At 69.3% G+C, this 14512-nt stretch carries 15 protein-coding genes; 3 read left to right on the top strand and 12 right to left on the bottom strand.

Translation table 11 applies throughout. The features are described 5' to 3' along the window. Nucleotides 1-3 precede the first annotated feature (3 nt). The 10 genes from ACWELJ_RS18780 to ACWELJ_RS18735 all read right to left on the bottom strand — a co-directional run bounded on the left by ACWELJ_RS18780 (nucleotide 4) and on the right by ACWELJ_RS18735 (nucleotide 8524). Nucleotides 4-393, bottom strand: coding sequence for an ectoine synthase (locus tag ACWELJ_RS18780; protein WP_452367408.1), 390 nt, complete (start codon nucleotides 391-393; stop codon nucleotides 4-6). A 1-nt stretch (nucleotide 394) separates the two neighbouring features. Next, on the bottom strand, nucleotides 395-1675 hold the full coding sequence (ectB, locus tag ACWELJ_RS18775) for a diaminobutyrate--2-oxoglutarate transaminase (protein ID WP_452367407.1): 1281 nt from the start codon (nucleotides 1673-1675) through the stop codon (nucleotides 395-397). Continuing rightward, nucleotides 1672-2208 (bottom strand): diaminobutyrate acetyltransferase, encoded by a 537-nt coding sequence (gene ectA, locus ACWELJ_RS18770; protein WP_452367406.1) that lies wholly within the window; start codon nucleotides 2206-2208, stop codon nucleotides 1672-1674. The genes ectB and ectA overlap by 4 nt, the downstream gene beginning before the upstream one ends. A gap of 94 nt (nucleotides 2209-2302) precedes the next feature. Continuing rightward, on the bottom strand, nucleotides 2303-3028 hold the full coding sequence (locus tag ACWELJ_RS18765) for a response regulator transcription factor (protein WP_452367405.1): 726 nt from the start codon (nucleotides 3026-3028) through the stop codon (nucleotides 2303-2305). 252 nt (nucleotides 3029-3280) lie between these two features. Further along, nucleotides 3281-3967: a L,D-transpeptidase family protein gene (locus ACWELJ_RS18760; RefSeq protein WP_452367404.1), complete on the bottom strand. Its 687-nt coding sequence runs from the start codon at nucleotides 3965-3967 to the stop codon at nucleotides 3281-3283. Continuing rightward, a complete protein-coding gene (locus tag ACWELJ_RS18755; protein ID WP_452367403.1) occupies nucleotides 3967-4509 on the bottom strand; it encodes a YaeQ family protein in 543 nt (180 codons plus the stop codon). Before ACWELJ_RS18755 ends, ACWELJ_RS18760 begins: the two co-directional genes overlap by 1 nt. Nucleotides 4510-4537: 28 nt before the next feature. After that, complete coding sequence (locus ACWELJ_RS18750; RefSeq protein WP_452367402.1) at nucleotides 4538-5041, bottom strand: winged helix-turn-helix transcriptional regulator; 504 nt, start codon at nucleotides 5039-5041, stop codon at nucleotides 4538-4540. Then, nucleotides 5038-7287: a molybdopterin-dependent oxidoreductase gene (locus ACWELJ_RS18745; protein ID WP_452367401.1), complete on the bottom strand. Its 2250-nt coding sequence runs from the start codon at nucleotides 7285-7287 to the stop codon at nucleotides 5038-5040. Before ACWELJ_RS18745 ends, ACWELJ_RS18750 begins: the two co-directional genes overlap by 4 nt. A gap of 43 nt (nucleotides 7288-7330) precedes the next feature. Continuing rightward, nucleotides 7331-7975 carry a pentapeptide repeat-containing protein gene (locus ACWELJ_RS18740; protein WP_452367400.1) on the bottom strand — a complete coding sequence of 215 codons (645 nt, stop codon included), beginning with the start codon at nucleotides 7973-7975 and terminating at the stop codon, nucleotides 7331-7333. Nucleotides 7976-8041: 66 nt separating this feature from the next. Then, nucleotides 8042-8524, bottom strand: coding sequence for a MarR family winged helix-turn-helix transcriptional regulator (locus ACWELJ_RS18735; protein WP_452367399.1), 483 nt, complete (start codon nucleotides 8522-8524; stop codon nucleotides 8042-8044). An 84-nt stretch (nucleotides 8525-8608) separates the two neighbouring features. Here ACWELJ_RS18735 and ACWELJ_RS18730 point away from each other — a divergent pair, with 84 nt between their 5' ends. Next, on the top strand, nucleotides 8609-10396 hold the full coding sequence (locus tag ACWELJ_RS18730; protein ID WP_452367398.1) for an ABC transporter ATP-binding protein: 1788 nt from the start codon (nucleotides 8609-8611) through the stop codon (nucleotides 10394-10396). A gap of 98 nt (nucleotides 10397-10494) precedes the next feature. Continuing rightward, complete coding sequence (locus tag ACWELJ_RS18725; RefSeq protein ID WP_452367397.1) at nucleotides 10495-11277, top strand: VOC family protein; 783 nt, start codon at nucleotides 10495-10497, stop codon at nucleotides 11275-11277. A 69-nt stretch (nucleotides 11278-11346) separates the two neighbouring features. Here the strand turns inward: ACWELJ_RS18725 and ACWELJ_RS18720 are convergent, their stop codons facing one another. After that, the gene (locus tag ACWELJ_RS18720) at nucleotides 11347-12504 is read right to left on the bottom strand and encodes a lipase family protein (protein ID WP_452367396.1); all 1158 of its coding nucleotides are present in this window, start codon (nucleotides 12502-12504) and stop codon (nucleotides 11347-11349) included. Between the two features lie 116 nt (nucleotides 12505-12620). Here ACWELJ_RS18720 and ACWELJ_RS18715 point away from each other — a divergent pair, with 116 nt between their 5' ends. After that, nucleotides 12621-13265, top strand: coding sequence for a TetR family transcriptional regulator (locus tag ACWELJ_RS18715; protein ID WP_452367395.1), 645 nt, complete (start codon nucleotides 12621-12623; stop codon nucleotides 13263-13265). A 27-nt stretch (nucleotides 13266-13292) separates the two neighbouring features. Here ACWELJ_RS18715 and ACWELJ_RS18710 read toward each other — a convergent pair. Then, the coding region (locus ACWELJ_RS18710; RefSeq protein ID WP_452367394.1) for a thioester reductase domain-containing protein at nucleotides 13293-14512 on the bottom strand (1220 nt) is incomplete at its 5' end.

Raw genomic sequence — 14512 nt, 5'->3', positions numbered from 1 at the left:
CTCCTAGTCGACGGCGACCAGCGGGTAGACACCGTTCTCGTCGTGGACCTCCTGCCCGGTCACCGGCGGATTGAACACGCACAGCATGCGCATCCGGGTGCGGGCGAACAGACGGTGGCGTTCATGGCCGTCGAGCAGATACATGGAGCCGGGGCCCAGCTCGTAGGTGACGCCGCGGTCGAGATCGACCAGGGTGCCGTCGCCCTCGACCAGCCACACGGCCTCGACGTGGTTCTGGTAGTGGAATTCGTGGACGGTCTCGGCGTCGATGGTGGTCTCGTGGAAGGAGAACCCGACCCGGTCGCCGCCCAGCACGATGCGCTTGCTGCGCCAGCCCGGACCCGCGACATCGCGGTCGGTGCCGGTGATCTCGGCGGTGGTGCGCACGATCATGTCAGCGCCCCCGTCCGCTGCCGACGACATCCACCGACGCGGCCAGCAGTTCCAGGCCGTGATCGAGCTCGTACTCGGAAATGGTCAGCGGCGGAAGCAGTTTCACCACCTCGTCCTCGGGACCGGAGGTCTCGACCAGCAGTCCGCGCTGGAAGGCGGCGGCGCACACCTTCTCCGCCTGGGAGGCGTCGTCGAAGACCAGGCCGTGCACCAGGCCGCGCCCGCGGGCGCTCACCCCGTCGAAGGCGGCGGCCATGCCGGTCAGGGCACGATCGATGCGGGCGCCCTTGGCCAGGGTGGCCGACTCCAGGCCGTCGTCGGACCAGTAGTGCTCGATGGCGGTGCGCGCGGTCACGAAGGCCGGGTTGTTGCCGCGGAAGGTGCCGTTGTGCTCGCCCGGCTTCCATTGGTCCAGTTCGGGTTTGAACAACACCAGCGCCATCGGCAGGCCGTAGCCGCCGATCGACTTGGACAGGGTGACGATATCGGGTGTGATGCCGGCGTTCTCGAAGGAGAAGAACGGGCCGGTGCGGCCGCAGCCCATCTGCACGTCGTCGACGATCAGCAGAATCTCACGCGCGGAACACAATCCGGCCAGCTTTCGCAGCCACTCCACACCGGCGATATTGACCCCGCCCTCGCCCTGCACGGTCTCGACGATGACGGCCGCGGGGCTGTCCAGGCCCGAGGAGGCGTCGTCGAGGACCCGCTCCATCCACTGGAAGGAGTCGCCGTCCGCGCCGGAGAGGTAGCCGTCGAAGGGCATCGAGGTGGCGTGCTGCAATGGCACGCCCGCGCCCGCGCGCTTGGCGGCATTGCCGGTGACCGACAGCGCGCCCAGCGTCATGCCGTGGAAAGCGTTGGTGAAGTTGAGGATCTCGGTGCGGCCGGTCACCTTGCGGGCCAGCTTGAGCGCCGCCTCCACCGCGTTCGCGCCGGTGGGTCCTGGGAACTGCACCTTGTAGTCCAGGCCGCGCGGGCGCAGGATGCGCTCGCGCAGCGACTCCAGCAGTTCGCGTTTGGCGACGGTGGACATGTCCAGGCCGTGGGTCAGGCCGTCGCCGGCGATGTAGTCCAGCAGCGACTGCTTGAGCACCGGGTTGTTGTGGCCGTAGTTGAGCGCGCCCGCGCCGGCGAAGAAGTCCAGGTATTCGCGGCCGGTCTCATCGCGCAGCCAGGCTCCCGAGGCGGTGTCGAACACCGTCGGCCAGGAGCGGCAGTAGCCGCGCACATTCGATTCCAGATCCGCGAACACGGACAGGTCGGGGGTGGTGGTGATCATCGCGGTTCCTCCTGAGTGGTCACCGGTGCGATGCGGTAGAGATCCTCGGGCTGGTGCCCGCCGGGAAACTGATCCGCCGAGAACAAGGTCGTGCGGGTCAGGGCCGCGCCACGGCGGCGGGCCAGGGCGGCGAACATGGCCACCGACGCCGGATTGTCCGGCGCGATGGTGGTTTCGAGCTGGTTGATGCCGTGCGCGGTGGTGCGTTCCAGCAGCGCGTCGAGCATGTCCACGCCGAGCCCGTGCCCGCGGTGCGGCCGATCCACGGCCACCTGCCAGACGAACAGGACATTGGGCCACGCCGGCCGGGTGTAGCCGATGACGAATCCGGCTACCTCGCCGTCGATCTCGGCGACCATGGAGGTGGACGGGAAATCGCGGCACCACAGCAGGTAGGCGTAGCTGGAGTTGGTGTCGAGTACCCGGGAGTTCTCGGCGATCTGCCACATGTGGGCGCCGTCGGCGAGCTCGGGTTCCCGGATCTGGATGGTTTGCTGGGATATCGCGTCAAATTTGCTGATTGGGATCTGCATGACCATCCCAGCCTGACCAAGCAACGTTGAGGTCTTCCATGCGAACGCATTGCGATCTCATGACGATCCCATGACTCCGCGCCGGGACCGGGCCTCAGCGGGGCATGTCGAGGCGATATCCGAGGCCACGCACCGTCACCACGATCCGAGGATCGGAGGGATCGACCTCGATCTTCGTGCGCAAGCGCCGCACATGGACGTCGACGAGCCGTTCGTCGCCGAAGAAGCCTTCGTCCCAGGCTCTTTCGAGCAGCAGGGTGCGAGTGAGCACCCGGCCGGGATTCGCGGCCAGCTCGCACAGCAGCCGGAATTCGGTGATGGTCAACGGAATCTGCTCCTCGCCCCGGCGCACCGAGCCGCCCTCGGGCGAAAGCACCAGCGGCGCAGCCTCGTCGGGGTCGAGCACGATCTCGGTGAGCGGTTCGGTCACCGATTCGTCGGGCAGCCCGCCCAGGTGCGGGCGCCGTCGCAGCGCCCGCATGCGCGCGCTGATCTCCTTGATCTCGAACGGCTTGGTGACGAAGTCGTCGGCCCCCGCCTCCAGGGCGGCGACCACGTCGTGGGTGTCGTCGCTGGCGCTGACCACCATGATCGGCACCTCGTGGGCGCGGCGGACCTCGCGAATACAGGTGAAGGCGTCCATTTCACCGGACATGAGGTCGACGACCATCACGTCCGGCGCGCCGTTCACGCGCAGCTGTTCCAGCGCGGCCTCACCCGCGCCCGCCTCGGCGACCTCGTATCCTTCCTCTTCCATCGCCGCCCGCAAGGAGCCGCGGACCCCGTAGTCGTCCCCCACGATCATCAGGCTCGCACCCATGTTTTCAATTCCTTTTCGCGTTCGACAAAGTCGAATACCCGAACCTTAGTTGCCCGAAACATGCTGGCTTTTGCGGTGCGCACGCGATAGCTGGCGCGCGATGATGGAATTGCCACACGTCAAACATGCTTTTCGCGCGATTCCGGAGGAAGCCGTGGCTATTCACCCGGCCCGGTAACCCGCAGGTCGCATGTGCGACATTGTGAGAACAGGCACAAGGTGTTTCGACTGTGAATTCGTGGTTTTCGGGGCCTATTCCCGGACGGCGATATCGATGACCGGCCCGCGCGCCGGATCCAGCCAGCGCATGAGCCGGTCCAGGTCGGCGGCGGGAACCGCGACGCATCCCGCGGTCGGGTGGCCGTCGCCGACGTGCAGGAAATAGGCCGATCCGGCCCCCGCGACCACGGGGGCGCGGTTGTAGTCGATGACGACGGCGTGATCGTAGGCCGGGCCCGCGCTCCCCAGATCCTCACCGGCCGATTCGTCGAACGGGCAGCTGCCCGGCGCACAACTGTAATGCGTGTTGTAGTACCGCGACGCGGTGTCCGACACCCACCAGTCCGAGGTGGTCACCCGCCGGTACGGCAGCCGGGTGCCATTGTCGTCGGCGATGCCGAAAGCCTCTGTCAGCGACCAGATTCCGGCGGGTGAGCGGGTCGCCGACTCGCTGGCGGGGCCGATGCCCTGCGCGCCGACATCGGCCCGCAGCGGTCCGATCGCCCGAACCCACTGCGCCCCAACCCGATCCCACGCGCTGAGGGTGGCCGTGGTCGCCTCGGGCGAATCGGAGATCACGGTGATGACCTGCCCGGCCGGGCCGCTGTAGTCCGGCTGATCGTCGGTCCCGGGGTGTCGCTGACCGCAGCCGACCGTCACCGTCAGCACGGCCGCGATGGCCACGGCCACGCTGATCAGGCGTCGACGGGAGGCGGCCATCAGGAGAGGCGGTGCTCTTCGATGTCGGTCGAGAGCGTATCGCCGTTGAGCTCCAGGTACAGATGCCGTTCGGAGATCGAGAGCGTGAGCGCGTTGCGGCGCTGCAGGTGCTGGGCCGCGTCCTCGATGAAGGTGGGATCGAACGAGTAGACGCGGATCTCCGAAGCGTGGTGAATTCGCTTGGCCGGGAGCTGCGCGAGCACCTTGACCGGATCGCGGTGGGTGTAGATGACCACGCGGTCGGCGAGTTTGCTGCCCCGGTGGATGCGGGCGGCCTCGGGGGCGCCCACATCGATCCAGGCGGTCATGCGGGTGGTGAGGTCGCGGATCAGCACCGGCGGCTCATCGGTCGAGGAGACGCCGCCGACGCTGAACGCGATGCCCTCCTCGTATTCGAGGCAGTAGGCCAGCACCCGGGTCAGCATGTATTCGGCCGTCTCCGAAGGATGCTGGGCGACCCGCAGATCCAGCTCCTCGTACACCCCCCGATCGATATCGGACAGTTGCACGGCGAAGGTGTGGAGAGTCGCGTTCAGGGCCATAGTGCTTGCAGCTTAGAACACCCCTGGTTCAGGGCTCGCCGGCGAAGCGGCCCGTCGCCAGGGCCGCGTCGCGCAGCCGGTCCGGGAAGCCCGGGCCCAGCCGGGCGGAGATGTCCTCGTGGCGCAGCGGTTCGCGGCAGTGCGCGCACACCACCTCGGCGTGGGTGTCGTGGTCGCAGGCGGTGTGGCGCAGCAGCACCGGTTCGCCGGACTCGGGGGCCAGGTAGCGGTCGCCCCAGGCCATCATGGCCGCGATCACCGGGAAGAAGTCGCGGCCCTGGGTGGTGAGCCGGTATTCGTGACGCACCGGACGGTCCTGGTAGGGGACCTTGTCGAGCAGGCCCGCCGCCACCAGCCGGGTCAGCCGCTGGGTGAGGACATTGCGGCTGAGCCCGAGGGTGGATTCGAAATCGTCGAAACGCTTGGCGCCGTAGAAAGCTTCGCGCAGGATCAGCGGCGTCCACCAGTCGCCCAGCAGGTCGACGGTGCGGGCGACGGTGCACGGCCAGTTCGCGAAACTCGTACGTTTCATGTGGTCACGGTATCCAGGCGGGCGGGAACGTACTTGTGCCAGGGGGTGCCGACCCATTCGTCGCGGTCCTCGACCGAGGTCAGCTCGTTGGGCGCGGTCCCGGTGGTGACCGGGGTGCCGTCGGCGTCGGCGACCGAGAGGCCGAAACCGTTGGGCAGCGACAGATGGCCCGAGCGCATCCGGTCGGTCGGTTCGACGGGCACGCGCGCGCTGCCGCGGCGGGTGGTGACCTGCACCAGGTCGCCGGCGTTGAGCCCGAGCCGTTCGGCGTCGCCGGTGCTGATGCGCAGGGTTCCGGCGGCATCGCGCTTGCGCCAGGCCGGATCCCGGAAGATGGTGTTGGCGGTGAAGGCCCGCCGCTCCCCGGCCGAGAGGACGAACGGCCAGGCCGCGGTGTCGGCGGCGGGCTCGGGCAGGGCGGCGACCACCCGCAGCAGCTCGGGCACCTCCAGCCGGATCACCTTGTCGCGCACCCGGTTCCAGGTCTCCTCGTAGTCGTCCTCGGAGATCACGATGCCGTGCTTGCCCGCCAGGATCGCCTCGAACAGCCGCTCCCCGGCTTCCAGACCGGTGCCGTACCCGGCGCGTTCCACGCTGGCCGGGAATTTGCGCACCATATTGTAGGCGGCCGCCCACAGCAGCGCCGCGGACGCCGCGCCATCGGGGAGGGTCGGTCCTAGCGTCCGATACAGCAGCACGGGAGCCAGTTTCGAGCGCGCCGGGTCGCCCAAGATGCCCAGGAAGGCCAGGGCGAACGCCTCCCGGCCCTGGGCCAGGGCGGCCCGCAGCGGCGCGTAGTCGGCCTCGCTCAGCACGCCCGCGGCCTCGACCAGGCGGGCGTGGATCTCGGGTTCGGGCAGGACGCCCTCGGGCGCGGGCAGCACCGGGTGGCGCAGGTGGAAGATATTGCGCGGGAAGTCGAAGTTGAAGAAGGTGGCCTCGAACTTCTCGAACTGGGTGGGCGCGGGCAGCACGTAGTCGGCCTCGCGCGCGGTCTCGGTCATGGCGACGTCGATGACGACCACCAGTTCCAGCGCGCGCAACGCCTCGCGCATGCGGGCCGAATCGGCCAGGGAGTGTGCGGGATTGGCGCTCTCGACGACCATGGCCCGGTAGCGCGCGGGGTGGTCGGTGAGGATCTCCTCGCTGATCACATTGCACGGCACCAGCCCGCTCACGATCGGTGCGCCCGCCACCGGGCTCTTGGGGCCCTCCCCGGCCGGGTGGCCGCGGTCGTGGCCGAGATTGCTCAGACCGGTGAAAGCGTATTGGGTACCGGGCTTGCCGACATTGCCGGTGAGCAGCCACACCAGCTTCTCGACGTAGCTGACCACCGTCGAGTACCGGTTCATCTGCACGCCGAGGTCCTCGAGCGCGGCCACCGATTCGGCTGCCGCCAGCCGGTGCGTCGCCGCGGTCACCAGCTCCGGATCGACATCGGCGATGGCGCAGTACTTCTCGATCGGCACCGCCCGCAGCACCTCGAGCACGGCGTCGAGGCCGGTGGTGTGGGCGGCCAGCCAGTCGTCGTCGAGGAGGTCGTCACGCACCAGGATCGCGGCCATGGCCGTGAGCAGGTAGACATCGGTGCCGGGCCGCAGCTGCAGGTGGAAGTCGGCCAGTTCCGCGGTCTCGGTGCGCACGGGATCGAGCACGATCATGGACCGCGCGGGATCCTTGGCGATCTCCTTGAGCACCGTGCGCGCCCGCGGGAAGCCGTGCGACTGATAGGGATTCTTGCCGATGAAGAACGCCACCTCGGCGTGCTCGACATCGGCGCGCATCGGGTAGCCCGTCATGCGCGCGCCCACCCAGAAGTCGCCGGTCTTCTCCTGCGCCAGCGCGCTGGAGCGGTACTTCATACCGAAGGCGGCCATGGTCGCCGGGGCGTACGCGCCACCCAGGTGATTGCCCTGCCCGCCGCCGCCGTAGTAGAAGATCGACTCCCCGCCGAAGTGGTGGCCGATCTCGAGCAGCCGGGCGGAGATCTCGGAAATCGCGGTGTCCCAATCGATTTCCTCGAAGGTTCCGTCGGCGCGGCGGCGCAGCGGCGAGGTCAGGCGGCCGGTGCGCCCATTCTGGTAGCGGTCCAGCTGCAGGGCCTTGTTGCAGGTGTAGCCCTCCGAGGCCGGATGCAGCTTGTCGCCGCGGATCTTCTCGAAGGACCGGCCGTCCGGGCCGAGCAGCACCTGGATGCCGCAGTTGCACTCGCACAGGATGCAGGCCGTGGGCCGCCACTCCGTCATGTGAGCAGGGTAACTCGAGTTAGTTCACTAGCGCTACTAACTCTCAGAGATCCTTGACCACGATCCCGAACGCGTGCGCGAACACCGGGGCCAGCTCGAGCAGCTGATTGTTGGTGACCAGCGCGCCCGACAGCGACTCGACACCGCTCGAGACGCCGATCGAGCGGGCCTGGCGCAGATCCACCTTCTTCAACTTGGCGTTGCGCAGCGACAGCCCCGAGATCTCCGAGCCCGGGAAGCTCACCGAGGTCAGCTTGGCCTCGCTGATATCCATATCGCGCAGCACGCAGTCCACGAACGAGACGTCGGTGAGCGTCGCGCCGCGCAGGTTCACCGAATCGAACTTGCAGTTGTGGAAGCTCACCCGGCGCAGCACCGAACCGAACGCCTCCACCCCCGACAGCGCGGCCATCACGAATTCCGCGTCCATCCAATTGGTTTCGGACAGGTCGGTGCGGATCCAGCGGGTGCTGCCCAGCCAGACGTCGTTGAAGCGCGAATACCGGAAGAAGCCGCCGTTCACCGTGGTGGCCGAGATGGCGCACTCGGTGAAGGTGACCCCGCGCAGCTGCGGGTCGTCCAGGGACAGGCCGTCGAAATGCGCGCAGTCGTACGCGCCTTCGTCGCGCAGCGCGTCCTGCGGTTCCAGGAACCGGGCGAAGGGCAGGTCGGCCAGCTCACGCGGCATTATCGGGCTCCTTGCTGAGGGAGATGACGAGCTCGGATCGTCGAACACGCCCGACTGTATGCCCCCTCAGCGCGGCGCGGATTCGCCGGAGGTCAGTGCGGCGAGCAGATCGCGCAGGGTATAGCGCTGCTCTCGGGTGAGGGCGGCGAACATCTCCTCCGCCGCCTCGCGCCGGGCCGCGAACATGCGGTCCAGCGCCTCGCGGCCGGCCGCGGTCGCGGTCACCAGGGTGGCCCGGCGATTGGCCGGATCCGCCTCGCGCGCAACCAGACCCGCCGCGACCAGGGCGTCGACCACGGTGGTGGCCGAGCGCGGCACGATGCCCAGCCGGTCGGCGAGCGCGGACATGCGCAGCGGTTCGTCCCCGTGTTCGGCGGCGCGGCCGATGATGCGCAGCGCGCGGGCCTGGGCCGGGGTGAGGCCCAGCGGGGACAGGCGCGTGGCCTGGGTGCGGTGCAGGCGTTTGGTCGCGCGCAGGAACAACTCGGCGAGGTCGTCCTCGCGGGGTTCCCCGGGGGCGCGCGGCTGGTCCGCGGGCGTGCTCGACATGATTCCGAGCATAGCTCATTGTCCTCGGAACAATAATGAGTCAGACTCAGTTATAGCGTGTGACTCCCTGCGAAAGGAGGCGCTGTGACTTCGAAAGCGAATCAGACTTCGGAAACAGAACTTCGCCGGATCGTCCGGCTCTTCCACCCCTATCGGGGACGCCTGGCCGTGGTCGCGGCCCTGGTCGGCCTGGCCTCGCTGGCCGGTCTGGCCTCCCCGTTCCTGCTGCGCGGCATCATCGACGACGCCCTGCCCGGCGGCCGCACCGGCCTGCTCACCCTGCTGGCCGCGGGCATGATCGCCGTGGCGGCGCTGAACAGCGTGTTCGGCGTGCTGCAGACCTACATCTCCACCGGCGTCGGCCAGGACGTCATGCACGATCTGCGCTCGGCGGTCTACGCGCGGCTGCAATCGATGCCGCTGTCGTTCTTCACCGCCACCCGCACCGGCGAGGTGCAGTCGCGCATCGCCAACGACATCGGCGGCATGCAATCCACCGTCACGTCGACGCTGACCTCCCTGGTCTCCAATTTCACCTCCGTCGTCGCCGCGGTCATCGCCATGTTCGCCCTCGACTGGCGGCTGACGCTGGTGTCGCTGACGATGCTGCCGCTGTTCGTGTGGATCAGCCGCCGGGTCGGCTCCGAACGTCGGCGCATCACCGGCGAGAAGCAGCGCAAGCTGGCGGGCATGTCGGCGATCGTGGAGGAATCGCTGTCGGTGAGCGGAATCCTGTTGGCGCGCACCATGGGCCGCTCGCCCGCCCTGGTCGAGGACTTCACCCGGGAATCGCGCGGGCTGGTGGATCTCGAGATCCGCGCCAGCATGGCCGGGCGGTGGCGGCAGTCCACCATCTCCATCGTGATGGCGGCCATGCCCGCCGTGGTCTACTGGGCGGCGGGGATGACCGTGGCCTCGGGGCACCCGCTGGTGTCGATCGGCACCCTGGTCGCGTTCACCACGCTGCAGAGCGGATTGCTGCGGCCGTCGGTGATGCTGCTGTCCACCGGCGTGGACATCCAGAGCTCCCTGGCCCTGTTCGGGCGGATCTTCGAATACCTGGATCTGCGACCCGATATCGAGGAGCCCGAGCGGCCCGCGGCCCTGCCCGAGCGGGTGACCGGCGCGGTGCGGTTCGATCGGGTCGGCTTCGCCTACGACGCGGACCGGGAGGTGCTCAGCGACATCGACATCGACGTGCCCGCCGGGACCAGCCTGGCGATCGTCGGCGAAACCGGTTCGGGCAAGACGACTCTCGGCTATCTGGTGGCGCGGCTCTACGACGTGACGACCGGACGGGTCACCGTCGACGGGGTCGACGTGCGCGACCTGTCGTTCGCCGATCTGTCCGCGGCGGTGGGCGTGGTGTCGCAGGAGACCTATCTGTTCCACTCCTCGGTCGCCGACAACCTGCGCTTCGCCAAACCCGATGCCACCGAGGCCGAACTGCACGCCGCGGCGCGCGCGGCGCAGATCCACGACCACATCATGAGCCTGCCCGACGGCTACGACACCCTGGTCGGCGAGCGCGGCTACCGGTTCTCCGGCGGCGAGAAGCAGCGGCTGGCGGTGGCGCGGGCGATCCTGCGCAATCCGCCGATCATGGTGCTCGACGAGGCGACCAGCGCGCTGGACACCCGCACCGAACGGGAGGTGCAGGCGGCCATCGACACGCTGTCGGCGAATCGGACCACCATCACGATCGCGCACCGGTTGTCGACCATCCGCGACGCCGATCAGATCGTGGTGCTCGACCGCGGCCGGGTGGTGGAGCGCGGGACGCATCGGGAACTGGTCGAGCGCAATGGGTTCTACGCGGAACTGCTCGCCCGCGACACCTTCGAGGACGTGGTCGGAGCGTTGGACGTCTGACCTGGACAGATCGCGCCGATCAGGGCGGACCAATCGGTATTCTATGACCGGCCGACCGCAGCGGCCGGCCGCCACCGACCGTTATCGGGAGGATCCGGATGCCCACGACAGATAAAGCTTGGCCGCAAGGAACTCCGTGTTGGGTCGACTGCTCGGTCGACGATCCCGCCGCCGCGCGGGCCTTCTACTCCCAGCTGCTCGGCTGGGAAGTCCTCGACAGCCCGCCCGAGGCCGGCGGCTATCTGATGGCCATGCTCGACGGCAAACCCGCCGCGGGCATCGGACCCAAGATGGGCCCCGACCCCATGCCCTCGGTGTGGACCACCTATTTCGCCGCCGACAGCGCCGACGCCATCGCGGGCGCGGTGACCGACGCGGGCGGCACGATCTTCATGCCGCCCTTCGACGTGATGGACGTCGGGCGCATGTTCATCGCCGCCGACACCGCGGGCGCGGTGTTCGGCGTGTGGGAAGCCAAGGCGCACACCGGCGCCGGGATCTTCAACGAGCCGGGCGCGTACTGCTGGAACGATCTGCACAGCAACGGCTACAAGTCGGCGCAGGACTTCTACCAGGCCGTGTTCGGCTGGTCGTATGACGAGATCGGCAACGAGCAGATGCCGTACGCCACCTTCGCCGGGCCGGACGGACGGCCGATGGGCGGCATGGCCGACAGCACCGGGCAGCCGGGCGCGGGCCCCAGCTACTGGCTCACCTGGTTCCAGGTCGCGGGCGCCGACGCCGCCCTGGACAAAGCGAAATCGCTGGGCGCGACCGTCCTCATGGGTCCCTCGGACAGCCCCTTCGGGCGCATGGGCATCGTGTCCGGACCGCAGGGCGAGGTGTTCGGACTCATCGACACCACCGTCACCAGCGGCTGACACCGATCCACACGAAAGGCCGAGTGACATTGCGCCACTCGGCCTTTCGCATGATCCGACCGGTTCGCGTCAGGCGAACAGCCGGGCCACGAAGGGCACGCTGTCGGCCAGCGAGGCCAGCATCGCGCCGCTGTGGTCCTTGCCCGGGTAGACGTGCACCTCGGGGAAGGTGCCCGCCAGCGCCATGTCGGCGACCAGCTTGGCGGTCAGCGGCGCGGGCACGTCGGTGTCATTGGTGCCCTGACCGATGAACAGCGGCCGGTCGTAGCCGGTCAGCGGCACATCCATGACCGAGCGCGCGGTGGGCACGAAATCACCCTGGGCCAGCGGGCGCGACAGCAGCTGCCCCAGCGTCAGCCCCTCGGCGCGGTCGGCCAGCGGCGCGAAGCACAGCGTCTTGGCATCCTCGACCAGGTCCTTGCCCTGCGGGCTGAGGTAGCTGTCCAGGTCGAAGTCCGGGCGGGCCGCCTGCAGGCCGTTGAGCACGTAGGTGGCGTAGGCGGTGATGTGCGAGGACCCGACGGTGGTGCCCGGGCCGATCAGCGTGGCGGCGTCGACGATATTGGAGGCCGGGCCGGTGGCCACCGCGCCGCGGTAATCCAGTTCGGGCGCATAGCGAGTCGCGAGCGACGCGGTGAACACCGCGGCCCCGCCGCCCTGCGACTGACCGATCGCGACCCACTTCGAGGCCAGCGACCCGTCCACCGCGCGGGCGGCGCGCACCATGTCGATGGCGGCGTGCGCCTCGGCGCGGCCGTCGAGGTAGGCGTGCACGCCGGGCGTGCCCAGCCCGATGTAGTCGGTGGCGACCACGGCGTAGCCCTGCCGCAGCCAGGTGGCCAGGAAGCCGTTGTCGCGGTCGGAGCGACCGGTCACCGAGGGCGCGCAGTCGTCGCCGATGCCGACCGTGCCGTGTTCCCACGACAGCACCGGCCAGCCGCCGGGCGGCGGCGTGCCCGCCGGGGTGAACACGACGCCGGTGGACAGCGCGGGCTGATCGGCCGAATCGCGGGTCCAGTAGGTGAGCTTGCGGGCCGACCCGGTGCCGTCGAGCCACAGCTGTCGCGGCAGCTCCGCATTCGCGACGACCGCGCCCGGCGCCGCGTTCTCGGCCCGGGCCGGCGGGTCGGCCGCCACCGTGGCGGCGAGCGGCCCGGTGGCCAGCACGGCCGCCGAGAGCATGGTGATCATGGCGCCACCGCGGCGGGGCCAGGCACATCGCGTCATCGAGGAGTCCTCTCGTACTCGTCTCGCTCCGGTGTCACAGTGAGACACTTCAGCTAGACTATCCTGAGAAGTGTCACTGTGAGACACCAGGGGGTGACACGGCACGAAAGGTCGGAATGACGGCGCCCACGGGGATGCGGGAACGAGAGAAGGCCAGGGTGCGGCGGGAGCTGATCGACGCCGCGCTGCGACTGTTCGAGCGGCGCGGCTTCGAGGCGACCACCGTGCAGGAGATCGCCGACGCCGCACAGGTTTCGCGGCGCACCTTTCACCGCCACTTCCCCGGCAAGACGGCCGTGATCTTCAGCCACGAGGAGGACGTCATGTCCTACGTGCTGGCCGCCCTGGACCGCCGCCCACCGGACGAGGCGGTGTTCGTCGCGGTGCGGGCGGCGCTGCGCGACTTCCTGCTCGACGACACCGAACTCGACCTGCGCCGCCGCCAGGCCGACACCGCACGGCGGGCCCGACTGGTGCTGATCGCCAATCCGCAACTGCGCCAGGAGAATTTCACCGGGGCGTTCGGCCGCCGCGACGCCCTGGCGCGCAGCTTCGCCCACCGGGCCGGGATCGGCGTCGACGACCTGCGCGCGAAACTGGCCGCCGCGACCTGCTTCGCGGCGTTCGGCGTCGGGCTCGACCATTGGGTGGCCGGCGCGAACCCGTCGCTGCGCGACCTCTACGAGATCCTCGACGACGCCGTCGCCGCCGTCCAGCACGGGCTCGAAATCCCCGCGGCGGCAACCGGATCAGGGGCTTAGCCGCCGGTCACAGCAGCAGGCCGCCGGTCAGCGCAGCAGGCCGCGCAGCCTCAGATCGGCCGCGTACTTGTCGACGAGCGAGCGGTCCAGATGCGGGATATCGCCGGTCGGGCCGAGTTTCGCCTGCTGCACCGCGGCCTGGAAACGCTTGGCCGGCAGCGCCGCGCCCGCGATGGGCGGCGCGGGACGGCGGTAGGCGTGCAGCAGCGGCAGCACCGAGTGGGTGCGCTGCTGCTCGGGCAGGGCGCGCAGGGCGGTCTCGAAGCGGGTGAACCACTCCCGGTGCGAGTCGATGCGATCGATGGGATGGCCGGATTCGATGAGCCAGTCGACGAATTCGTCGAGGGAGATGCCGTCGTCGTGCGGGTTGAGCACGTCGTAGGTTTCGAAACCGGCGGTGACACGGGCGCCGAGGGCGGTGATGGCGGCGGCGGTGAAGTCGGCGGGCAGCCCGTCGTAGTGGGCGCGCTGCCGCTCGCCACGAGCGTCCAAGGCGTAGAACGACTTCGGGGCCAGGCCGGTGGCGAGCACGCTGAGCAGCAGACGGGTGAACATGTCGGGCAGGTTCAGCTGACCGGCGAAGGTGGTGTGCGCCAGGATCATGTCGGACCGGAACACCGCCACCGGCAGCCCGCACAGCTCGTGCGCCTCGCGCAGCAGGACCTCACCGGCCCACTTGCTGTTGCCGTAGCCGTTGGCGTACCCGTCGTCGAGGGCGCGCACGGGGCTGATCTCACGGATGTCGCCGTCCTCGGTGAAGACCGCGGGATCGATCTGCGCCGCCACCGCGACCGTGGACAGGTAGGTCACCGGCTTGCGAATCGTGGTCAGGGCCAGGCGGATCACCTCGGCCGTGCCGACCACGTTCGGGGCGAACAGCTGGTCGTAGGGCAGCACGTGATTGACCAGGGCGGCGGGATGCACGATCAGATCGACGGTGGCGGCCAGCTCCTGCCACACCTGGTGCTCCAGGCCGAAATTCGGGGCGGCGATGTCACCGGCCAGCACGCGCAGCCGGCGCCGCGCGAGCTCGCGGTACCGCGCGAGCAGCGCCGGATCACCGCTGTCGAAGACCTCGTCGAGCCGCTGCCGCGCGGATTCGGCGTCGCGGCCGCGGACCACGCAGATCAGGGTGCCGTCCGAATCCTCCAGGCGCTCCAGCCATTCCAGGCACAGGAACCGGCCCAGGTAGCCGTTGGCGCCGGTGAGCAGCACCGTGCGCGGCGGCCGCGGGGCGAGCGGCAGCC

It is taken from the genome of Nocardia sp. NPDC004582 (genome assembly GCF_053602115.1).
Note: the sequence above shows the minus strand (reverse complement) of the source record. Positions and strands in the feature narration are given on the sequence as shown.